The organism is uncultured Acinetobacter sp. (assembly GCF_947624825.1).
Lineage (GTDB): Bacteria > Pseudomonadota > Gammaproteobacteria > Pseudomonadales > Moraxellaceae > Acinetobacter.
This window is the reverse complement of the sequence record NZ_CANQLZ010000012.1, coordinates 35033-57367: the sequence shown is the minus strand read 5'-3', so window position 1 is coordinate 57367 and position 22335 is coordinate 35033. Positions and strand designations below refer to the sequence as shown.

The following is a 22335-nucleotide window of genomic DNA, read 5'->3' as shown; positions in this document are numbered from 1 at the left end:
ATCGAACTCCTGACCTCTACAATGCCATTGTAGCGCTCTACCAACTGAGCTATGACCCCAGTCTGTGTGGTGGCTATATTAAGGATTTCACCACCACACGTCAATATGTTTTTTTACTTAAGCTTCATCAACCGCTTCATTTTTAGGCAATTGTAAGCTTTGATTGAGTTTTTCCCACACTTTAAGCTCTTTTTTGCTTGGACCACCCACAATATCTAAAGCATGACGTAAACGTGCAAAGGTTAAATCAGGACCAATCGTTACCATGGTTTGCATAACAGGCGTAGATGCGGTTGAACCGGCAATCGCAATAAAGAACGCAGGCATGAAATCACGCAGTTTAATTTCCATTTGTGCCGCTAAGTCCATTAAGGTTTGGCTAACGGTGTCATTGTTCCATGTAAACATGTTTTCTAAACGCCAAATGGCAAACTGTAAGCTTTGACGCACTTGCTCTTCAGACAGTTTTTTACTTTCAAATTGCTCTTTAGACAGCGTAGGGAAGTGATTGAAGTAATGCGCTGACCAATTTACCGCTTCAGACAGTAAATTAATACGTGGCTGAATTGCTGCTGCAATCTGTTCTAAAGTTTGGCGATCTGCTTTCCAAGCCAATAAAGTATCTAGCAATTCGCTTGGCGTTAAACCTTTGATCCACTGACCATTGAGCCAATTGAGTTTTTCAACATCAAAAATTGGGCCACCTAAAGAGACACGTTGAATGTCAAAGTTCTCAATCATCTCGGCAAGGGTGAATTTTTCACGCTCATCCGGCATTGACCAACCCATACGACCCAAATAGTTAAGTAACGCTTCAGGCAGTACGCCAATGTCTTTGTAATAGTTAATTGAGGTTGGGTTTTTACGTTTAGACAGTTTTGATTTGTCAGGGTTACGTAATAAAGGCATGTGGCACAGCACCGGCATATTCCAACCAAAGTACTGGTACAGTAATTGGTGTTTAGGTGCAGATGGTAACCACTCTTCACCACGGAACACATGGGTGATTTCCATTAAATGGTCATCGACCACATTGGCCAAATGGTAAGTCGGTAAGCCATCAGTTTTGAGGAGCACTTGCATGTCGACTTGTGCCCATGGAATTTCCACTTCGCCACGTAGTAAGTCATCAATCTTACAAGTACCTTCAGTTGGCACTTTCATACGAATCACATGCGGTTCGCCTGCAGCAAGACGGCTTTGTATTTCTTCTTGTGACAAGAGTAAACCACGGCCGTCATAGCGAGGGCTTTCACCGCGTGCTTGTTGCTCAATACGCATTTGATCTAACTCTTCCGCAGTTGCGAAACAGTAGAATGCATGACCTTTTTCAATCAGTTCTAAAGCGTATTGCTTATAAATATGCATACGTTCAGATTGACGATAAGGCGCGTGTGGACCGCCAACATCTGGACCTTCTGACCAATTTAGACCTAACCAACGCAGCGAATCCAAAATCATTTTTTCAGATTCAGGGGTTGAGCGTAATTGATCGGTATCTTCAATACGTAAAATGAATTCCCCACCGTGCTGTTTAGCATAGCAGAGGTTAAACAATGCGATATAAGCAGTCCCTACGTGTGGAAAACCGGTAGGAGATGGGGCAATACGAGTACGAACGGTCATAACACTCTTTGTCTTTAGAAAAGTAACTAAAGACCATTATAACGAAAAAGCCCAATTACATTGCTGTTAATTGGGCTCAAATTCATAAAGCACACGCAAAAGGGCAACGCGCGCTTGGTGCTTTATTTTAAGAATTAGAACTAAACAAAGACTGCACAAAACGTGAAAAACTTTGGTTTTGCGCCGCTAAAATACTTTGGCTTGGCTTGTTTTTCATACTGGTAACTAATTTTAGGTTGCTGCCATTTAACTCAGGATTTTCCTGTTTTTGGGTTAAGGCTTTTTCAATCAAGCTTTGCTCAGGTGATTTGGCTTTTGCTTGGGCATTACCTTTTAAGCTGGCTGCGTGAGCATTTGAAAATACACACAGTGACAGTGTAACAATAGCAATATGTTTAAACATGGATGTCCCCTTTTTTGACATAAAGTAAAGCTTGTTTTAAATCTTGATACAATGGCACTGAATTACAATCAATAGACATTGTTCAACTTAAACTTACCGATTGCGTATAGACATTATTATTAGCAAACAAGTATGAAGATTAAGTGAAGACAAGCATATTTAGCCTTTAGTTAATCAATAATTGAACAAAGATGCAAATACAGGGTTTAGCTTAATTTTATATAAATGTTACCAAAATTAAGCTAAAACGACCTAGCAATGCATGTTTTAATAGAATGATAAATTTGAATATATCTTTTATGCATATGTTATGCATAAAAAGCTATATAAGAATCAATGAATGAAAATCCCAATAAAAAACAGTTTTTTAAGCAAAAATCGAGCGATTTTTTAACCAAAACCATCACATGCGTTAGTTTGCGATTTATGAATACATTTCATATATTTAGCACTAATATAGATAACGGATTTAATGCTGTCATGAAAACTCAATTGAAGTCTTTAGTTGGCGCAGCGCTATTATTAGGTAGCTTCGCTTTTGGCACCTCTGCTCAGGCAGCAGACCGTGAATTTTTAAACGTTTCTTATGATGCAACACGTGAATTCTATGACGAATTTAACAAGTCATTTGGTCAATATTGGCAAAGTAAAACCGGTCTTTCGGTTGCATTTAAACAATCACATGGTGGTTCGGGTAAACAAGCACGCTCTGTGGTAGATGGCTTAAAAGGCGACGTGGTGACCTTAGCACTTGCCAATGACATTGAAGAAATTGTTAAATCAGGTCAAATCCAACCAGGTTGGCAAAAAGAGTTTAAACATAACTCAGCGCCATATACCTCAGCGATTGTATTTATGGTACGTAAAGGCAATCCTAAGGGCATTAAAGATTGGTCAGATTTAACCAAACCGGGTGTGCAAATTATTACCCCTAACCCAAAAACTGGTGGTTTACCACGTTGGGTTTATTTATCGGCTTGGGGTTATGCACTTAAACAACCTGGTGGTAATGAAGCCAAAGCCAAAGAGTTTGTGGGCAAGATGTACCATAACGTAAAAGTCATGGACTCAGCAGCACGTGCCTCAATGACCACATTTGCCGAGCGTGGTATTGGTGATGTGTTATTGACTTGGGAAAACGAAGCTTTAGTCACGCAAAAAGCGTTAGGTAAAGCCAAATTTGATATCATTTATCCATCAATGACCATTTTAACTGAACCATCTGTTGCGATTGTGGATAAAACAGTTGAGCGAAATGGCAATAAATGGTTAGCACAAGGTTATATCAACTATTTGTATTCACCATTGGGTCAAGACATGGCAGCACGTCATTTCTATCGTCCACGTAATGCAGAAATTTTGGCTCAGTATTCGCATCAATTTCCAAAACTAAAAACCTTTACCATTGATGAAGTATTTGGTGGTTGGGCAAAAGCACAACAAACTCACTTTGCAAATGGCGCAATCTTCGATCAAATTTATAACTCGAAGCGTTAATCAAAGCGTAAAAAAGCCCCATTTGGGGGCTTTTTTGCATTTAAAACGGTTTTCTCTATGATAAATAAAAATTCCCTACAAAAAGTCGTTTGGCGCTTGGCTTAAATCAGGTGATAATGCACAGTTACAATTGTGTTAAATTTTAAAAGAGTGCTATGTCCCATATTTCTGTATTACTTCACGAAACTGTTGATGCCTTGTTGGCAGAGCGCAATACAGGAATTTATGTAGACGGTACTTTTGGTCGTGGTGGTCACACCCGTTTATTGCTGTCTAAACTTGATGCCAATGCCAAAGTCTATGGTTTTGATAAAGACCCACAAGCTTTAGAAACAGCACGTCAACTTGAGCAAGAAGATTCACGCTTTGAAATTATTCATGCCAGTTTTGCAGATTTAAAACAAGAGCTTGCTGCGCGTGGTGTGGATTTTGTGGATGGCGTCATGGCAGATTTAGGCGTGTCATCTCCACAATTGGACCAAGCTGATCGTGGTTTTAGCTTTATGCACAGTGGTCCATTGGATATGCGTATGGATAACTCTAAAGGTCCAACGGCAGCCGAGTGGTTAGTGAACATTGAAGAAGAACAATTGGCCAACGTGATTTATCAATATGGTGAAGAACGTTATAGCCGCCGTATTGCTAAAGCCATTAAAAATGCCGGTTATATTGCAACGACTGGCGAGTTGGCTGAAATTGTAAAAGTGGCGCATCCAAAATGGGAAAAAAATAAGCATGCCGCTACGCGTACTTTCCAAGCCATTCGTATTGCCATTAATAAAGAATTAGAAGATGTAGAGGTATTTTTACCGCAAGCGGTTGAAGTACTTAAACCAAAAGCGCGTCTAGCCGTGATTAGCTTTCATTCGCTTGAAGATCGTTTAATTAAGCAATTTATTCAAAAAGAATCAACGCTGCCTGAAGATCATGGTTGGGGGTTGCCGCAGCAACAACAAGATAACCGTCGTTTAAAGAAAGTGGACCGTGTGAAGGCTAGTGAAGCAGAAGTCAAAGCCAATCCACGTTCACGTAGTGCATGGTTACGTGTAGCAGAACGTTTAGCAAATAAAGGCGAGTAATGAAAAACCAAGAGCAAACTCTCGACAGCGAATCCAAATTGCCGCTCAAGCGCAATCTTAGCTATGCGCTGTTGGTGGTCTTGGTCTTTATGAGTGCGATGATGGTGGTGTTTCAAGTATTTGAATATCGTCACGATTATCGCCAACTCAGCAGTTTAAACCGCGACAAAGAAGCTTTAAATGCAGAATGGGGGCGTTTGCTAATTGAGCAACAAACCTTTGGGGCAACCGCGCAAATTGGTACGCGCGCGGTCACTCAATTACGCATGTACTCACCTCCGGCAGCACAAACTGTCGTGATTTCTTTACCGATGAACCCTGAACAGAAATAATAAGCATGGCCGATTCGCAAAAAAAACCAACACGTAAAAAAAAGCAGTCTATTACCGAAAAAAACACCTTAAGTATAGATATGTGGCGCTTCTACTTAATGTGGGGTGTGGTTTTGGCTGTTTTTGTGGTTTTATTAGGTCGTGCCTTTTATGTGCAGATTCTCAATAAAGAGTTTTTGCAAAATAAAGCCGATGCCAACATGGTGCGTACCGAAACCATTAAACCGATGCGTGGTGTGATTTACGATCGTCATGGCGTACCTCTTGCAATTAGTACCCCGATTATGAATGTGGTGATTGATCCACAAGATTATTTTAGCAATAAAAAAACCTATGACGACACCATGGCAAAGTTGGCGGTTGATCCTACCAATACCAAGTTAAAACGTCAGTTGCCTGAAAAAAATCTGAATTTAGATGAACTTGCCGATGCGGTAGGTATGGACCGTGCTGAATTACGTAAAAAAGTCTACGCACGTCCTAATTCACGTTATGTGGTGCTGAAAAAAGAAGTGCCACCGCCACAAGCACAAATGATTGTGCAGCGTAATTTCCAAGGCGTCTATACCGAGAAAAATTATAAACGTTACTATCCGCAGCCTCAGCCAAGTGCGCAAATTATTGGTTTAACCAATAGCGAAAGTACGGGGATTGAAGGTTTAGAAATGCAGCTGAATACGCGTCTAGCCGGTATGGCAGGTGAACAGCGTATTTTGCGTGACAAAAAAGGCAATCGTGTTAAAGATCCAGATATTTTACGTGAAGTTGAACATGGTGAAAATATCACCTTAAGTATCGATTCGCGTTTGCAATATATTATGTATCGTGAATTAACCGCAGCAGGTATCGCCAATAATGCGCGCTCAGCAACAGCAATTGCTGTAGATGTCAAAACTGGTGAAATTTTAGCGATGAGCAGTTGGCCATCGTATAACCCCAATGATAAAAAAGGCTTAGAAAACAAAGATGCCATGCGTAACCGTGGCGCTGTCGACTCATTTGAGCCAGGTTCTACCATGAAGCCTTTAACGGTGGCGATGGCCTTAGAAAGCGGTAAATATAATGTCAATAGTGTAGTCAATACTGCACCGGGCAATATGCGCGTGGGCAATCATACCATTCGTGATACGCATAACTATAGCGCCTTAACCTTAGGTGGGATTATTCAAAAATCATCTAACGTAGGTGTGGCTAAATTAGCCTTGTCTTTGCCTTATGAAACTTTACCCACTTTCTATAAGCGTTTAGGTTTTGGTCAGCGTTCAGCGGTCAAATTTCCTGGTGAAAGTGCAGGTTTAATTTTGCCACCAAGCAAATGGAATGTGTCGGAAGTGGCCACCATGTCCTATGGTTATGGTTTAAATGCCACGGTGCTACAGCTTGCTGATGCTTATGCCATGCTTGCCAACAAAGGTAAAAAAATGCCTTTAAGCTTGTATAAACTTGAAGGTTTGCCGCAAGGTGAGCAAGCTATTGATGCCAAAATTGCCGACCAAGTTATGTTGATGATGGAATCAGCTACCCAACCGGGTGGTACAGCAACGCGTGCCACCATTCCGGGGTATCGTGTGGCAGGTAAAACGGGTACAGCGCATAAATTACGTGCTGACCGTAAAGGCTATTCAACCAGTGAATACCGGGCTTTGTTTGCCGGTGTTGCACCGGTCAGTGACCCACGTTTAGCCATGGTGGTTGTGGTTGAAAATCCAAAAGGCAGCTACTACGGTGGTACTGTTTCTGCACCTGTATTTGCTCGCGTCATGCAAGAATCCTTACGTTTACTCAACGTTCCTTTAGATAAACCCTTAGAGAGCCACAAGCCCAAGTCATAGGTGAGCCATGTCAATTACATTTCAACAGCTGTATGCCACAGACCAAAGCGCTGCTTGGATGACACAATCCTTTCAGGGTTTCCAACTCGATAGTCGCAAAGTACAGCCAGGGCAAATTTTTATTGCCCTGACTAGTTTTTCACAGCCAGAAAAAACTACTGAATTTGCCCAAAAAGCACTAGATCAAGGTGCTTTAGCAGTTGTATCCGAAACAGATTTAGGGCTAATGCCAAGTTTTGTGGTGCCCAATGTCCGTCACCTTATGGGACAGTGGCAAAAACAATATTTACAAGCCATGCAACCGGTTCAAGCGGCACAAGTTCTAGCCGTTACAGGTACCAATGGTAAAACCACTATTTCACGTTTAGTGGCTGAATTGCTGATGTTGCAAGGTAAACAATGCGCTGTGATGGGCACCACCGGCAATGGAATTTTACCGAATTTAGAAGCGTCATCACACACCACCTTAGATGCACTCCATTTACAAACTGCGCTGCATGGTTATGCGTTACAAGGTGCTCAATTTGCTGCCATTGAAGCCAGTTCACATGGTTTAGAACAAGGTCGCTTAAATGGTTTAAACATTGAAATTGCAGCCTATAGCAATTTAAGTCGTGATCATTTGGACTATCACGGTACATTACAAGCTTATGCCGAAGCTAAAGCCATGCTATTTGCTTTTTCAAGCTTAAAAGTGGCAATCATTAATCTAGATGATGACTATGCAGCAACGATGTTAAACGTGGCTCAGCTTAATCCGGCACAGCCTAAAATTTTAAGCTATTCAACGCGTCAAGCAGCCGATTACCAAGTCAAAGACATTGTTTATAGTTTAAATGGCGCAAGCTTTAGCTTAGTCACGCAACAGGCTGAATTTAAAGTACACAGTCCATTATTGGGTCATTTTAATATTGAAAATCTTGTAGCAGCGCTGATTTGTGCTGAACAAGCCGGTTTTGCCTTGGCTGATTTAATTGCCACTGTGGCAAAACTCAAAGGTGCGCCGGGTCGTATGCAAGTGATTCGTGATGATACACGTTTATTTGTGGTGGATTACGCGCATACGCCAGATGCTTTAATTCAAGTGTTACAAACTTTAAAACGTCATGTGGCACAAGATTTATGGGCAGTGTTTGGCTGTGGTGGTGACCGTGATCGTGGTAAGCGCCCACTCATGACGCAAGCGGCTTTACAAGGTGCTGATATTGCACTACTTACCTCAGATAACCCACGTACTGAAGATCCTGAACAAATTTTTAATGATATGAAAACGGGTCTAGATTTTACAGCTCATCGTGTCCATGAAATTCATGATCGTCGTGAAGCGATTAAATTTGCAGTTAAACATGCCAAAGCCGGTGATATTGTGGTAATTGCAGGCAAAGGGCACGAAAATTATCAAGAAATTAACGGGGTACGTCATTGGTTTGATGACGTTGTCGAAGTGCAAGCTGCGCTTAATATGCCAAAGCAGGCCGATCGTGCCTACCCAGCACAATAGGAAAATAACATGCATACTTCAACCACCAGTACGGTCGCGTTAGAGCCGTGGACAGCAGAACAACTTGCCACTGCAACACAAGGATATTGGCATAATCACCAAGTACCTACCGGCAAAATTAAAAGAATTTTAACGGATTCTCGTCATGCCGAAACAGGCGATGCTTTTTTAGCACTCAAAGGCGAGCGTTTTGATGCGCATGATTTTATTGCACAAGTGGCCGAAACTGGCTGCCAAGTTGCGATTGTAAGTCAACCTGTTGATGTGGACATTTGCCAATTGGTGGTGAGTGATACACGTTTGGCTTTAGGCGCATTAGGTGCATACCGTCGTGAGCAAAACCCACAACTCAAAGTGATTGCACTGACAGGCAGTAGTGGTAAAACCACCACCAAAGAAATGCTGGGCAGTATTTTATCGGGTTTGGCGCCAACTTTAATTACCCGTGGCAACTTAAATAATGATTTAGGTGTGCCAATGATGTTGCTTGAGCTGCGTTCTGAGCATCAATATGCTGTGATGGAATTGGGCGCAAGTCATCAAGGTGAAATTGATTACACCTCAAACTTAGTACAGCCGCATGTGGCAGGTATTTTAAATATTGGTACAGCGCATTTGGGTGAATTTGGTGGGCGTGACGGCATTTGCCTTGCTAAATCTGAAATTTACGCCCATCTTGCTCAAAATGGTACAGCAATTGTTCCAAGTGCTGATGATTTTAGCGAGCAAATCAAAACTGCTGTGCATCATCAAAAGGTTTTAAGTTTTGGTCAAGGCGGCGATATTTTTGCAACCCATATTGATTTAAAGCCGCAACAAACCGTATTTAACTTACATACCCCACAAGGCTCAAGCACTGTCACTTTACCTTTTGCCGGTGAGCATAACGTAGACAATGCCTTAGCTGCGGTGGCCTTTGCTTTAGCACTTGAGATTAGCCTTGAAGATATTGTGACTGGTTTAGAGCAAGCACAAGGTGCTAAAGGTCGCTTAAACTTTATTCCGCATAAACATCATTTATTGATTGATGATACTTACAATGCCAACCCAACCTCTATGCGTGCAGCGGCTGAAGTGCTGGCACAGCAAGACGGGATTCGGGTCATGGTGATTGGCGATATTGGTGAACTTGGCGCATCTGCAGCCATTGAGCATTATAAGCTCGGTCGCGATTTGGTCTCAGTCAAAGGTATCAACTTTGTAGTGGCGATAGGTGAATTTGCACCTGCCACACAAGAAGGTGCCCGTAGTACCCAATATGGTAAAAAAATGCAGGCCTTCTTAACTCAAGAACAAGCCTTACCGTTATTAATGAATCTAGTCGAAACACATCAAACGCAATCCATGAGTTTCTTGTTTAAAGGTTCTCGTTTTACCCATATGGAAACGTTGATGGCGCAATTGATGGAGAAACTCTAAATGCTACTTTGGTTGTTTGAGCACTTAGCGAGTTATCATGACTCGTTTGGTGTGGTGCGTTATTTAACGCTACGTGCTTTGCTCAGTGTGTTAACCGCACTTGGGATTGGCTTGGCGCTTGGTCCTTACATGATTCGTAAGCTACAAGCTTTAAAATACGGTCAAGCGGTGAGTAGCTTTGCACCTGAAGGGCATGCCAAAAAAATGGGCACACCAACCATGGGTGGCTTATTAATTTTACTCTCCATTGGCGTATCGACCTTACTTTGGGCAGATTTAAGCAACCCTTATGTATGGATTGTCTTGGCGGTAATGGTGATTTTTGGTGCTGTAGGTTGGGCGGATGATTGGATCAAAATCCGTTACAAAGACAATGCAGGCTTACCCGCGCGTAAGAAATTCTTTTGGACATCGGTAGGTTCAATCGGTGCTGGTATTGCCCTGTATTACATTGCAACCTTGCAACCGACTGCGGCACAAACTGCTTCAATGTTGGATGTATTGATCCCGTTCTTTAAAGACGTATCTATTCCACTGTCGATTATTCCATTGGGTATTGGTTTTATTATCTTTACTTATTTGGTGATTAATGGTGCTTCTAATGCCGTCAACTTAACCGATGGTTTAGATGGCTTGGCAATTATGCCAATTGTCTTGGTTGCCGCAGGTTTAGGGGTATTTGCTTACCTAGCAGGTGATATTCGTTTTGCCAATTATTTACATATTCCGTATGTTAAATATTCATCAGAATTGGTGGTGATTTGTGCGGCTATGATTGGCGCCGGCTTGGCTTTTCTTTGGTATAACGCACACCCTGCACAAGTGTTTATGGGCGATGTAGGTGCATTGTCATTGGGCGCCATGCTCGGAACCATTGCTGTGATGGTACGCCAAGAGCTGGTATTTGCCATTATGGGCGGTGTGTTTGTGGTTGAAGCTATTTCTGTGTTCTTACAAATTGGCTCGTTACGTATGCGCAATAAACGCGTATTTTTAATGGCACCTTTACATCATCATTACGAGAAAAAAGGCTGGCGTGAAACCCAAGTAGTGATTCGTTTTTGGATTATTACAATTATGCTGGTAGTTTTAGGCTTAATGACTTTAAAATTACGTTAAGCAAATCGTAAAAAAGAAAGTCGGCATTTGCCGGCTTTTTTGTTTTTGGAGAAAATGATGAACCTACTCATGTGCCCTGTATGTCGGGAAAAATTGAGTCTTACAGAAAAAACATGGCACTGCGTAAATCGTCATAGTTATGATTTGGCTAAACAAGGCTATGTAAATTTACATGTGGTGCAACACAAACACAGTAAAAATCCGGGTGATACACCAGAATCTGTGCAAGCGCGCCGTGCTTTTTTAAGTGCAGGTCACTATGCACCACTGCAACAAGCAGTCGTTGCAAAAATTGCACAGTTACGTGTTGAAAACCTACTCGATATTGGCTGTGGCGAAGGCTATTACACCAATGCCATGCAAGCTCAAGTTTTACAATGTATGGGTGTGGATATTGCCAAAAATGCGGTACAAGTGGCGGCTAAACTCAATAAAGACATCACTTGGGTAGTCGGTACAGGCGCGACTTTACCTGTACTTGATGCTTCTATTGACTTATGTACCAGCTTATTTAGCCCGATTCCAAAACAAGAAATCTTAAGAGTGCTCAAAGACAATGGCTACTTGATGGTGGTCACCCCAGCCGAGCAGCATTTATATGCCATGCGTGAAGCTTTGTTTGAAGAAGTAAAAGCCCACGATTCAGCCAAATTCGTCGAGCAGCTTCAAGATGCGTTTGAGTTGGTTGAAGACATAATTATTGATGCACCTATGCAACTGTCACAAAGTGATTTAAAAAATTTAATTGCTATGACACCTTATGCCTATAAGGCCAAACCTGAACGTCGTGAAGCTTTAGAAGCGCATGAGAGCTTAGATTTAGCAGCCCAGTTCCAAATTTATCTGTTTAAAAAGAAATAAGAAAAGCCCGCAATTGCGGGCTGTTTTTATTCTACTTCATTAATCAGATCTTCTAAAGAATCTGTGGCAGGTGTTGGTTGAGGCGTAGGTTGAGTCTGCATTGGAGGCGGTGCTTCACGTACAGGTTTTAAAGGTGCATCACCGGGTAAATCGGCAAAGTCATTTTCTACACTACGTTTGGGTGCTACAGGAGCAGGACGATATACAGGGCGTGCTAAAGGTGGTGCACGATCTTGTGGGGCTGCTTCAACTTCAACGCTTTGTGGTTGGCTACGATCTTGTGGCGCTTTGGCTTTAGTATCTAAACTCACCCAAGCCGACGGAGTGTCTTTTAAGGATTTCGCCATAAAATCACTCCAAATTGGCAAAGCAGCGACACCACCGTATTCACGGCGACCTAAAGTGGTTGGCTGATCAAAACCCACCCAAGTCACAGTCACTAATTTGCCATTAAAGCCTGCAAACCATGCATCTTTAGCATCATTGGTGGTACCTGTTTTACCACCTAAATCATTACGTCCAATTTTTAACGCAGCACGACCGGTACCGTGGTTAATTACATCACGTAAAATATTGGCCATATCATAAGCCGAACTTGATTTTAAAATACGTTGTGCTTGACGATATTGTGCCGTGTCAACAGCCTTAGTTTTGCTTGATGCTGTGACTGTGCTTGTAGGTTCAGACGCCGCTTGGGCTTCAGAAGCTGCTTCTAAAAAAGCAGCATCATCGGCTGAGATTTGTTTTTCTTGTGGTGTAGATACTTGTGCATCAATACAGCGAATACACGCATATTCAGGATTGGCGGTGTAAATCACTTTACCGTAAGCATCTTCAATACGTTCAATAAAGTAAGGTTGGACACGGTAGCCACCATTGGCAAATGTGGCATAGCCTGTCGCCATTTGTATAGGTAAAACTTGCGGAGTACCCAATGCAATGGTGTAGTTACGAGGGATTTGATCTTCTTGTAAACCAAAATCCATAAATAACTGACGGGTACGTTCAAGGCCAACGCTTTGTAATAAACGCACCGAAACGGTATTACGTGATAAATACAAGGCACGACGCAATGGAATCATACCTAAATAGCGACCGTCTGAGTTACGAGGCGTCCATTTGCCAATCGTAATAGGCGAATCACTCACCATGCTGTGCGGTGTCATACCACGCTCAAGTGCCAAAGCATAGACAAAGGGTTTAATGATAGAACCGGGTTGGCGCCAACCTTGAGTGGCACGGTTAAATTTAGATTGATAAAAGTTATAGCCACCGACTACAGCCTCTAAAGCACCATTATTGGGATTAATGGCAATCAGTTGACCTTGTACTTTGGGTACTTGGACTAACGCCCACGCCGTCTTTTCAGTATTTGGACGTAAACGTACAATATCCTTGAGTTTGACAATTTGCGAAGCACGACTTGGCGCACCACCTACACTATTGGCATTGCGATACGGGCGTGCCCAAGACATCCCTGACCATGGCACTGTAACAGTTGAGCCATCTTGCATCAGGGCATCAAATGAATTGCTACCGACTTTGACCACTTGTGCAGGGTAAGTATTGGCATATGGGCTAAATTCTTTTAAGGGTTTGTCGTGTGCTTCTGCACCACGCCAACCATGACGACGATCATAGGCCTCTAAACCATCACGCACGGCTTGTTCGGCATAAGCCTGACGTTCGCTATTAATGGTGGTATAGACTTTATAGCCTGAATCGACCGCTTGATCGCCAAATTTAGAGACCAATTCACTGCGCACCATTTCACCCACATATGGGAAACGGTTACTGATACTACGATCAGGGCTATTTAAATTAATAGGTTCGGCAATCGCAACGTCATATTGTTCTTGATTGATATAACCAAGCTGCAACATACGTCCTAAAATCCAATTACGACGCTCTAAAGCGCGTTCTGGATTGGCAATCGGGTTGTATCTTGATGGTGCTTTAGGTAAACCTGCCAACATCGCCATTTGCGAGATCGACAGTTCAGCTAAACTTTTATTGTAGTAAATACGTGCTGCTGCAGTAATGCCGTAAGCATTTTTTCCTAAGAAAATTTTATTAACATATAAAGTTAAAATTTCTTCTTTGGTAAGGGTTTGCTCAATTTTGCGCGCTAAAAAAACTTCAGTCAGTTTACGTTTTAAAGTACGTTCAGGACTTAAGTAATAGTTCTTGGCCACTTGCATGGTAATGGTTGAACCACCAGTTTGCACATCAGAGCCGGTAATACTTTCTGTGACCGCGCGCCCAAGTCCTTTAAAACTAATACCGCTATGCTCAAAAAAAGCGGAATCTTCGGCAGCTAAAAAAGCATGTACAAATGTTTGCGGAATTTGGTTATAGTCAACAGGTACCGAAAGCTTGCCACCATATTCAGCAATCAGTTGATTATCCGAGCTATATACTTGCATAGGTTTAAGAAGCGGCGCTTTTTTAAGCGTCGACATGTCGGGCAAAGATGGGGCAATATAGAGGTACATGCCATAAAAGCCCATTGGGATTGAGACCAAAATTATAATTATGCTCAAAAAAAATGGATGTACACGACCCGAACAAGATAGCTTTTTCATAACAAGTAAGTTTTAATAAGAGCTAATGGCAAACTAATTGGTCGTCAGTATAGCCTTTACACTTACGGATTGTTAGATGAGTTATTGTATCCGTAGAAAATTATAGATCTAGACCGGTTAGTGGATTTTTGTTTTTGGGGATAAAAAAATAATAGGACTACATTGTGCTTAGGTTATATCGTAAACCAAACAAGGGGTTAATAGGCGTAGATATTAGTTCTACTTCTGTTAAGGCTTTAGAACTCGCTGTAAAGAATGGTAAGTATCATGTGGAAAGCTATGCACTTGTACCCTTACCTGAAGGCAGTGTTGTTGAAAAGAACGTTTTAAATGTAGAAGCTGTGGCTGATGCACTTGAACGTGCTATTAATCTTGCCGACCCACATAGTGATCAGGCTGCCTTTGCAGTGCCAACGTCTATGGTGATTTCAAAAATCATTGAAATGGATGCTGACATGAGCGATGACGAGCGTGAAATCCAAATCCGAATGGATGCTGAGCAATACATTCCATTTCCATTAGATGAGGTGAGCCTTGATTTTGAGGTTTTACCTGAGCGTTTACCTAATCCTCATCGGGTTAAAGTGCTTTTAGTTGCAACACGTCTTGAAAATATTAGTGTTCGCTCAGAGGTTTTGGAGCTAGCGGGTTTAACGCCAAAAATTGCTGATGTGGAAAGCTGTGCGATTGAAAATGCCTATCAAGTCTTTGCCGATACTTTGCCGGTTGGGGTAAATACAGTTGCAATCTTAGATATTGGTCATACCATGACCACTTTATCTGTGATGCAAAATGGCAAAGTCATTTATACCCGTGAACAAGTGTTTGGGGGCAAGCAGCTCACACAAGATATTCAAAACCGTTATGGTTTATCGTTTGAAGAAGCGGGTCGTGCTAAAAGAACCCAAACTTTACCAGATGATTACGAAGCGGAAATCTTAGAGCCTTATTTAGATGCTGTGGTTCAACAAGCAGCGCGCTCTTTACAATTTTTCTTTTCTTCTTCCCAATTTAATGAGATTGATCATATTTTATTGGCTGGGGGTAATGCCAATATCACGGGGCTTGCAAAATTAATCCAGCAAAAACTCGGGTATCGCGTCACAGTTGCGAATCCATTTTTACAAATGGGTTTTTCAAGCAAAGTAGATGTGCAGAAAATTGAAAAGGATGCATCTTCCTTGATGGTGGCCTGTGGCCTTGCAATACGGAGTTTTGATTAATGGCAAGAATTAATTTACTCCCTTGGCGTGATGAGCTAAGAGAAAAAAGAAAAAAAGAATTTATTGCCGTATCAATTGGCGTGGCATTACTTGGGGTGCTGGGGGTTGTGGGTACGTGGATGTATTTTGATCATAAACTTGAAGATCAAAATCAAGCCAATCAACTGGTCATGACCACCAATCAAAATCTAGACACACAGCTGAAATCTTTAGAAGGTTTACAAGAGCAACGTGATGCGATTGTAGAGCGTATGAAGCTGATTCAAGGTTTACAAGGACAACGTCCTGTAGCCGTGCGTTTAGTGGATGAATTAGTGCGTGTGACTCCAAGTAATATGCACATTACTAAGTTTGTGCGTAAGGGCGATAAATTTACCATCGAAGGACGTGCTGATAGTCCAAATACCGTGGCAGATTTGTTACGTGGTTTAGAGGCGTCAGCTTGGTATCGTAATGCCTTTATGAACTCATTCTTAGCGGCAGAAGAAAACAAAGATAAACCTGCAAGTTCCTTACTACCACGCCGTGAAGACAGTTATGGCGCATTTGTGGTTACGGTTGATCTTGATGAGATTAAATTGGATGCAGTGGCTTTAGATGATTTACCTGCAAGTGAAGCCAATGTAACAACAACGGGGGCACAGCCATGAGTCGTGAACAATTCGATGAATTAAGCCAAGATGAAGCAGTCCGCCCCAAAAAGAAAATGACAGTTGAGAAATTCTTTCAACAGTTTAATACCCTTGATACCAGTAACTACGGTGGCTGGCCTTTATCAGTTAAAATTACCTGTTGGTTGTTTTTATTGTTATTAACAGCCGCTATTGGTTATTTTTTAGCGATTAAACCCAAGCTTGACGCGATTGAAACTGCTCGTGCCCAAGAACAACAACTTTTGAATGAATTTCGTGAAAAGGATTCAAAGTTACGTAACTTGCAACAGTATCAAGCGCAATTAATTGAGATGCAAGCAAACTTTAACCAACAATTAGAGCAATTGCCTAAAGAAACTGAGATCCCAGGCTTAGTTGAAGACATCAACATTACTGGCGTCAATGCAGGACTGCGTTTTAAGAATATTCGTTTACAAGACGAAATTAAACAAGAGTTCTTTATTGAACAACCCATTGAAATGGAAGCGACAGGCGATTATCACGCCTTTGGTTCATTTGTCAGTGCTATTGCTGCGCTACCGCGTATTGTGACGTTGCATGATTTTGAAATTTCAGCAATCGAGAGCAAAGAAAAACGTGCTGAAGTGCCGGTGATCACTTATAAAGTCAATGCCAAGACCTATCGTTATATTGGCACTACAGAACAAGCAGTAGATACGCCAGCTCAAGAGGGGACGCCATAATGCAAATGAGCAAAATTAGCTTAAGCTGCCTCTTAGGTTTAGCTTTGGTTGGATGTGACTCACGGATTGATACTGTTAATCAACAGATGGCAGAAATTCGTAATCAACCGCCATTACCAATTGAGCCTGCACCTGTCTTTATGCCAGTGCCCACATTTGACTATGCTGCCCATCAACTTAAAAGTCCATTTATGCCAACCTCATTGGCTGCAGAACTTAAAATTATGGCAGGTAAGCGGGTTTATCCAAACTTTACACGTACGCCACAGCCTTTAGAAAGTTATGCTTTAGAAACTTTGAATATGAAAGGCAGTATGCGCAGTACATCAGGCAAAGTGACCGCTGTGATTCAAACCCCAGATGGTGAGCTTGAGCGTGTACAAGTGGGAGGTTATATGGGGAATAACCATGGACGAATCGTGCGTATTACGCCTACACAAATTGATCTGATCGAAATCATTCCTGATGGTCGTGAAGGGTATTTAGAACGTCCACGTAGCCTTGTACTGCTTGGTGCAGCAGCGCCTTAAGGAATAACAATGAAGAATAGTATGAAAGATTTTATTTTTGGGGATGGTAATACCATGAATTTATTTCGTCAGTTTTCAATGGCAACTGTGGCCATGGCTGTAATGCAAGTCGCCAATGCACAAGTGAGCATTACCAATATTGTGCCGATGCAAGTACCCAATCAAGGCACTGAAATTCGTGTCATGTTTAATGGCGTACCACCTGAGCCACAAGCTTATCAGTTAGACAGCCCATCGCGTTTAATTTTAGATTTTGAAAAGACTGCGCAAACCTTAAAACAAAACAATATTGCGATTGCCACCAAAGAAGCGAGCAATTTGGATGTCATGTCAGATGCTCAACGTTCGCGTTTAACCATTAATTTGGCGGATGCAGGTGCTTTTACCACGCGTGTTGAAGGCAATACTTACATCTTAAAAATCAATCCAACTGCATCTACTGGCACAACAGCAGTCCCTACAGCTGCAGTGAAACAAGCACAAGGCATTACCAATATTGGCTTTGAACGTGGTTCAAGTGGTGAAGGCTTAATTGTGATTGATTTAGCCGGTGCCAACACGCCCGTTGATGTACAACAACAAGGCAGCAAAATTGTGGTACGTACTTTAGGTAATAAAGTACCTACGCATTTAGCACGTCGTTTGAATGTCAATGATTTTGCCACCCCTGCTTCAACCATTGATGCGCAAAATAATGGCAGTAATGGTGTGGTGACTATTCAGACCAATGGTAGCTATGAGTACATGGCTTATCAAGCTGAAAACAAATTAACCATTTCGGTTAAACGCCCTGTAGATCGTAGCAGTTTGACAGCTCAGCAGGCAGTGACACGTACTGTACAAAATTATACAGGCAAAAAAATCTCACTCGATTTCCAAGATATCGAAGTGCGCCGTGTTTTACAGTTGTTGGCAGATTTTACCGGCATTAACATGGTGGCAGCCGATACGGTACAAGGCAATATCACTTTACGTCTAAAAGATGTACCTTGGGATCAAGCTTTAGATATTATTTTAAAAACCAAGAACTTAGACAAGCGCCATAATGGTAATGTCATTTGGATTGCACCACTTCCTGAGCTGACTAAAGCTGAAGAAGAAGAAGCCAAAGCATTAGCACAAAGTATTAAACTTGCCCCATTGCAAACCGAATATGTGCAATTAAATTATGCCAAAGCGGCTGACATTGAAAAACTCATTGTTGATGGTCGTAATGCAGGTAGTCGTAATAACAACAGCGCATCGACTACAGGCAGTGATTTGCTTGGTGATAGCGTAGGTTCACTGCTGAGTCCACGCGGTACGGTATCAGTTGACCCACGTACCAATACCTTAATTATTAATGATACTTCTGCCAAAATTGATCAAATTCGTAAAATGATTGATTTACTTGATGTTTCTGTTAAGCAAGTCATGGTTGAGGCACGTATTGTGCGTGCAACGACTGACTTTACCAAAGAAATGGGAGTCAAGTGGGGCTTAGTTTCACAAGGGATTAATAAAAATGATCACTTACTTGTTGGTGGTAGTGATCAAACCTTATGGGACTTACGTGATCCAGATGACGACGGTAAAACTGATATTCAACGTCCAGATAACTTAAACGTCGATTTAGGCGTGGCAGGTGCAGCCGGTCGTGTGGCATTTGGTTTAATTAGCCTATCTGACTTTATGCTTGACCTTGAGCTTTCTGCTTTACAATCTGATGGTTACGGTGAAGTAATTTCTACACCAAAAGTCTTGACCGCAGATAAGCAATTGGCCAAAGTTGCATCGGGTCAACAAATTCCGTATCAAACTACAACCACATCAGGTGGTGGTACCACAGCAGATACCCAGTTTAAAGATGCGCTGTTAAGCTTAGAAGTCACGCCAAGTATCACGCCAGATGGCAAAGTACAAATGCAGCTTTTAATTAATAGCGATTCACCATCAGGTGTTGCACCAAATGGTGAGATCATTTTAAATAAAAATGAAATCAACACCAATGTACTGGTTAATAATGGCGAAACTGTGGTGCTAGGTGGTATCTTTGAGCAAGAAACTCAAACCCAGCAAACCAAAGTTCCTTTCTTAGGAGATTTGCCATATGTGGGTCGTTTGTTCCGTAAAGATTTGAAATCGGAAGATAAGCGTGAGCTATTGATTTTTGTTACACCGCGAATTGTTAATGACAGTGTTTCAAGAAATCATTAATATATTTTCAATTTAAGCAAAATTAATAGGTGACTCCTTGCCAAGCAAAGAGTTTGATACCCTACCAAATATCTATTTGGTAGGGCCCATGGGGGCAGGTAAAACCACAGTTGGTCGCCATTTGGCAGAGCTGTTAGGACGTGAGTTTTTAGACAGTGATCACGAAATTGAACGCAAAACTGGGGCCTCCATCCCATGGATCTTCGACAAAGAAGGCGAACTTGGCTTTCGTGAACGCGAAACTGCGGTCATTGATGAGCTAACCGAACGTTCGGCTTTAGTGTTGGCTACAGGTGGTGGTGTAGTAACCCAAGCCCCAAATCGTCAATTCTTAAAACAACGTGGCATCGTTGTTTATCTGTATACGCCGGTTGAAATTCAATTACAGCGTACCTATCGCGATAAAAATCGTCCCTTATTACAAGTTGAAAATCCTGAGCAAAAGCTACAAGAGTTGCTTGAAATTCGTGATCCTTTATATCGTGAAGTGGCTCATTATATTATTGAAACCAATCAAGGTGCTGCGCGTGATTTGGCGCAAAAAATCTTAAATGTGATTTCAAATAACTCTCAAGTATCAGTTGAATAAGCGATCTTAACATCATGCAAACTTTACACGTTGAACTCGGTGATCGTCGTTATCCGATCTTTATTGGTAGTGACTTAAATCCTCAAGCATTGCTTGAACCGTATATTAAGGGTCGTCAGGTGATGATTGTCAGTAATACAACGGTTGCACCGCTGTATTTGCAGCATTATGTCACAGCCCTTGAAGCCTTAGACAAGACGGTGACAACGTGTATTTTGCCTGATGGCGAGCAGTACAAAAACATTGAGCATTTAAACTTAATTTTTGATGCCTTACTCGAAGCTGGTTTTAACCGTGATTGCACCGTATTGGCTTTAGGTGGTGGTGTAATTGGTGACATGGCAGGCTTTGCCTCAGCAGCTTTTCAACGTGGCGTGTATTTTGTACAAGTACCCACTACGCTATTGTCACAAGTAGATTCTAGTGTCGGTGGTAAAACTGGCATTAATCATCCTTTAGGCAAAAACATGATTGGGGCATTTCAGCAGCCACAAGTGGTGCTCGCTGATATGTCACAGTTAAAAACCCTACCACCGCGTGAACTCTCGGCGGGTCTTGCTGAAGTGATTAAATACGCGTTGTTAGGTGATATTGAGTTTTTAGCATGGCTTGAGCAGCATATGGATGCACTGGTTGCAGGCGATGCTGAGCTTTTAGCTGAAGCGGTGTATCGCTCGTGTGCCCATAAGGCACGTATTGTAGCCAATGACGAAAAAGAACAAGGCGAGCGTGCTTTACTCAATTTAGGTCATACCTTCGGTCATGCCATTGAATCATATTTAGGTTATGGTGAATGGCTGCATGGTGAAGCCGTGGCGATGGGTATGGTGATGGCGGCCGATTTATCTATGCGTATGGGCTGGATTTCACCAGCAGATTTAGAGCGTACAAAAAAAATCATTTCTCGTGCCAACTTGCCGATCGTTTGTCCTAAAATTCCACTCGATGAATTCTTAGCTTTTATGGCACATGACAAAAAAGTTTTAAACGGACAATTGCGTTTGGTATTGCTTGAAAACTTAGGCAAAGCGGTGATTACCAAAGCGTTTGATGTAGAATTGATGCAGCAGGCAATTTTAGCCCACCAAGAATAAGGTTTACTATGGCAGCTATCCGCACCTCAAAGCAAAAATTACAGCACACCTTTTGGTTGGGCTGCGGACTGCTATGTTTATCTGGCGCACTCATTGCATGGGCCATCACCGATCAAGATCAACTTGAAGTGGTTGAGGTGGCTAAAGAAGCGCAAACTCCTGTACAAATTCAACCTGAAAAAGTCGCTGCGACCACGCATTTGGGTGGCTTGTTAGAGCAAGTGCGTCCTTTGGATATGACCACACGTGTGGTTGCCACAGGGCAACATGAAGCAGAATTTCGTGGCAATAAATTTATTGAAGACAATAAAAAGAAATATGTGATTGAGCTATTTCGTGTTTCTGAAGAACAAATTATTAATACTTTTTTAAAGAAACAAGCACAGCGTAAAGACTATCGTTATTTACGTTTAAGCGGCGAAAATCAAGCTGAGCAATATGTGATGCTGTATGGTTTATATGGCAATCAAGATCAAGCGAAGGCAGCTCTTGCTGCCACCAATTTTGGTTTACCAAAATCAGCGCAAGCTCATGTGGCGGCGCTGAGCGACTATCAAGCATTCGTCAATGATATGGGTTCGGATGAACTTGGTTTAAATAAAAAATTATATGAAGTAAAACTACGCCCTGTTGCTTTACCTCGTGTGGATGAAAGCGTATTGGCTGAAGCCAAACGCAACTTAGCCCGTCAGCAAGCGCTGACTCGTACTGCACCACGTCAAGCAGCTGTGCCGCCACAGTCGCAAAATCAAACTGCACCGACTATTCATCCTGAAAAAGCCACCACCTCAACCACGATCATACGTCGTGATCAACAAGGTACCGTGGTAGATGTTGAGAAAACCCAAAGCCAAAGTAACGGCGAATAGGTCTTGCATGGGGCACAATAAAGTGCAAAAAAATCGTCTAATTTTGTCCTAAAATAGCGCATCTTGCTTATTGTATGCTCATTTTTGCCCATTTTAGGTGCAAAAATAATCAAAATACATCATTTAAAATTGATTTGAGTCTGTTAAAGTCGTCAATATAAAAGCTACAACACCTAAATAAAAAACTTGGCATCGTTCTTGCTTTATTGCTGCATGAATTGAG

General features: G+C 42.0%; 19 protein-coding genes. 16 read left to right on the top strand and 3 right to left on the bottom strand.

The features are described 5' to 3' along the window. Nucleotides 1-117: 117 nt before the first annotated feature. Complete coding sequence (gene gltX / locus Q0017_RS04510) at nucleotides 118-1626, bottom strand: glutamate--tRNA ligase (protein WP_298143272.1); 1509 nt, start codon at nucleotides 1624-1626, stop codon at nucleotides 118-120. Nucleotides 1627-1753: 127 nt separating this feature from the next. Beyond that, entirely contained in the window at nucleotides 1754-2029 is a 276-nt protein-coding gene (locus Q0017_RS04505; protein ID WP_298143269.1) for a hypothetical protein, read from the bottom strand. A 480-nt stretch (nucleotides 2030-2509) separates the two neighbouring features. Here Q0017_RS04505 and Q0017_RS04500 point away from each other — a divergent pair, with 480 nt between their 5' ends. The 8 genes from Q0017_RS04500 to Q0017_RS04465 all read left to right on the top strand — a co-directional run bounded on the left by Q0017_RS04500 (nucleotide 2510) and on the right by Q0017_RS04465 (nucleotide 11669). Then, entirely contained in the window at nucleotides 2510-3526 is a 1017-nt protein-coding gene (locus Q0017_RS04500; protein ID WP_298143266.1) for a sulfate ABC transporter substrate-binding protein, read from the top strand. A gap of 155 nt (nucleotides 3527-3681) precedes the next feature. After that, nucleotides 3682-4605 (top strand): 16S rRNA (cytosine(1402)-N(4))-methyltransferase RsmH, encoded by a 924-nt coding sequence (gene rsmH / locus Q0017_RS04495; protein WP_298143263.1) that lies wholly within the window; start codon nucleotides 3682-3684, stop codon nucleotides 4603-4605. Continuing rightward, on the top strand, nucleotides 4605-4937 hold the full coding sequence (gene ftsL / locus Q0017_RS04490) for a cell division protein FtsL (protein ID WP_298143260.1): 333 nt from the start codon (nucleotides 4605-4607) through the stop codon (nucleotides 4935-4937). Before rsmH ends, ftsL begins: the two co-directional genes overlap by 1 nt. A 5-nt stretch (nucleotides 4938-4942) precedes the next feature. Beyond that, nucleotides 4943-6769, top strand: a complete 1827-nt coding sequence (ftsI, locus tag Q0017_RS04485) for a penicillin-binding protein PBP3 (protein ID WP_298143258.1) — start codon at nucleotides 4943-4945, stop codon at nucleotides 6767-6769. Between the two features lie 7 nt (nucleotides 6770-6776). After that, entirely contained in the window at nucleotides 6777-8270 is a 1494-nt protein-coding gene (locus tag Q0017_RS04480) for a UDP-N-acetylmuramoyl-L-alanyl-D-glutamate--2,6-diaminopimelate ligase (protein WP_298143255.1), read from the top strand. Nucleotides 8271-8279: 9 nt separating this feature from the next. Continuing rightward, a complete protein-coding gene (murF, locus tag Q0017_RS04475; protein ID WP_298143253.1) occupies nucleotides 8280-9689 on the top strand; it encodes a UDP-N-acetylmuramoyl-tripeptide--D-alanyl-D-alanine ligase in 1410 nt (469 codons plus the stop codon). Beyond that, entirely contained in the window at nucleotides 9690-10808 is a 1119-nt protein-coding gene (gene mraY, locus Q0017_RS04470; RefSeq protein WP_298143249.1) for a phospho-N-acetylmuramoyl-pentapeptide-transferase, read from the top strand. A 57-nt stretch (nucleotides 10809-10865) separates the two neighbouring features. Then, nucleotides 10866-11669 (top strand): putative RNA methyltransferase, encoded by an 804-nt coding sequence (locus Q0017_RS04465; protein ID WP_298143246.1) that lies wholly within the window; start codon nucleotides 10866-10868, stop codon nucleotides 11667-11669. A 26-nt stretch (nucleotides 11670-11695) separates the two neighbouring features. On the opposite strand, the gene ponA is transcribed toward Q0017_RS04465, so the two are convergent. Then, nucleotides 11696-14254 (bottom strand): penicillin-binding protein PBP1a, encoded by a 2559-nt coding sequence (ponA, locus tag Q0017_RS04460; RefSeq protein WP_298143243.1) that lies wholly within the window; start codon nucleotides 14252-14254, stop codon nucleotides 11696-11698. Nucleotides 14255-14418: 164 nt separating this feature from the next. On the opposite strand from ponA, the gene Q0017_RS04455 reads away from it, so the two are divergent. From Q0017_RS04455 to Q0017_RS04420, 8 genes are read left to right on the top strand one after another with little or no spacing between them, the layout of a single operon-like run. Next, complete coding sequence (locus Q0017_RS04455) at nucleotides 14419-15477, top strand: pilus assembly protein PilM (protein WP_298143240.1); 1059 nt, start codon at nucleotides 14419-14421, stop codon at nucleotides 15475-15477. After that, a complete protein-coding gene (locus tag Q0017_RS04450) occupies nucleotides 15477-16127 on the top strand; it encodes a PilN domain-containing protein (protein WP_298143237.1) in 651 nt (216 codons plus the stop codon). Before Q0017_RS04455 ends, Q0017_RS04450 begins: the two co-directional genes overlap by 1 nt. Next, a complete protein-coding gene (locus tag Q0017_RS04445) occupies nucleotides 16124-16834 on the top strand; it encodes a type 4a pilus biogenesis protein PilO (protein ID WP_298143234.1) in 711 nt (236 codons plus the stop codon). The genes Q0017_RS04450 and Q0017_RS04445 overlap by 4 nt, the downstream gene beginning before the upstream one ends. Further along, nucleotides 16834-17364 (top strand): pilus assembly protein PilP, encoded by a 531-nt coding sequence (locus Q0017_RS04440; protein WP_298143232.1) that lies wholly within the window; start codon nucleotides 16834-16836, stop codon nucleotides 17362-17364. The genes Q0017_RS04445 and Q0017_RS04440 overlap by 1 nt, the downstream gene beginning before the upstream one ends. A gap of 9 nt (nucleotides 17365-17373) precedes the next feature. Beyond that, nucleotides 17374-19560: a type IV pilus secretin PilQ gene (locus Q0017_RS04435; RefSeq protein ID WP_298143229.1), complete on the top strand. Its 2187-nt coding sequence runs from the start codon at nucleotides 17374-17376 to the stop codon at nucleotides 19558-19560. 37 nt (nucleotides 19561-19597) lie between these two features. Continuing rightward, a complete protein-coding gene (gene aroK, locus Q0017_RS04430) occupies nucleotides 19598-20149 on the top strand; it encodes a shikimate kinase AroK (protein WP_367277097.1) in 552 nt (183 codons plus the stop codon). A 14-nt stretch (nucleotides 20150-20163) separates the two neighbouring features. Next, nucleotides 20164-21243, top strand: coding sequence for a 3-dehydroquinate synthase (aroB, locus tag Q0017_RS04425; RefSeq protein WP_298143228.1), 1080 nt, complete (start codon nucleotides 20164-20166; stop codon nucleotides 21241-21243). Between the two features lie 8 nt (nucleotides 21244-21251). Next, a complete protein-coding gene (locus Q0017_RS04420) occupies nucleotides 21252-22112 on the top strand; it encodes a hypothetical protein (protein WP_298143226.1) in 861 nt (286 codons plus the stop codon). Nucleotides 22113-22335: the final 223 nt, after the last annotated feature.

Coding starts and splice junctions, on each gene's coding strand:
- gltX (WP_298143272.1), bottom strand. CDS start 1,626: ATGACCGTTCGTACTCGTATTGCCCCATCTCCTACCGGTTTTCCACAC.
- Q0017_RS04505 (WP_298143269.1), bottom strand. CDS start 2,029: ATGTTTAAACATATTGCTATTGTTACACTGTCACTGTGTGTATTTTCA.
- Q0017_RS04500 (WP_298143266.1), top strand. CDS start 2,510: ATGAAAACTCAATTGAAGTCTTTAGTTGGCGCAGCGCTATTATTAGGT.
- rsmH (WP_298143263.1), top strand. CDS start 3,682: ATGTCCCATATTTCTGTATTACTTCACGAAACTGTTGATGCCTTGTTG.
- ftsL (WP_298143260.1), top strand. CDS start 4,605: ATGAAAAACCAAGAGCAAACTCTCGACAGCGAATCCAAATTGCCGCTC.
- ftsI (WP_298143258.1), top strand. CDS start 4,943: ATGGCCGATTCGCAAAAAAAACCAACACGTAAAAAAAAGCAGTCTATT.
- Q0017_RS04480 (WP_298143255.1), top strand. CDS start 6,777: ATGTCAATTACATTTCAACAGCTGTATGCCACAGACCAAAGCGCTGCT.
- murF (WP_298143253.1), top strand. CDS start 8,280: ATGCATACTTCAACCACCAGTACGGTCGCGTTAGAGCCGTGGACAGCA.
- mraY (WP_298143249.1), top strand. CDS start 9,690: ATGCTACTTTGGTTGTTTGAGCACTTAGCGAGTTATCATGACTCGTTT.
- Q0017_RS04465 (WP_298143246.1), top strand. CDS start 10,866: ATGAACCTACTCATGTGCCCTGTATGTCGGGAAAAATTGAGTCTTACA.
- ponA (WP_298143243.1), bottom strand. CDS start 14,254: ATGAAAAAGCTATCTTGTTCGGGTCGTGTACATCCATTTTTTTTGAGC.
- Q0017_RS04450 (WP_298143237.1), top strand. CDS start 15,477: ATGGCAAGAATTAATTTACTCCCTTGGCGTGATGAGCTAAGAGAAAAA.
- Q0017_RS04445 (WP_298143234.1), top strand. CDS start 16,124: ATGAGTCGTGAACAATTCGATGAATTAAGCCAAGATGAAGCAGTCCGC.
- Q0017_RS04440 (WP_298143232.1), top strand. CDS start 16,834: ATGCAAATGAGCAAAATTAGCTTAAGCTGCCTCTTAGGTTTAGCTTTG.
- Q0017_RS04435 (WP_298143229.1), top strand. CDS start 17,374: ATGAAGAATAGTATGAAAGATTTTATTTTTGGGGATGGTAATACCATG.
- aroB (WP_298143228.1), top strand. CDS start 20,164: ATGCAAACTTTACACGTTGAACTCGGTGATCGTCGTTATCCGATCTTT.
- Q0017_RS04420 (WP_298143226.1), top strand. CDS start 21,252: ATGGCAGCTATCCGCACCTCAAAGCAAAAATTACAGCACACCTTTTGG.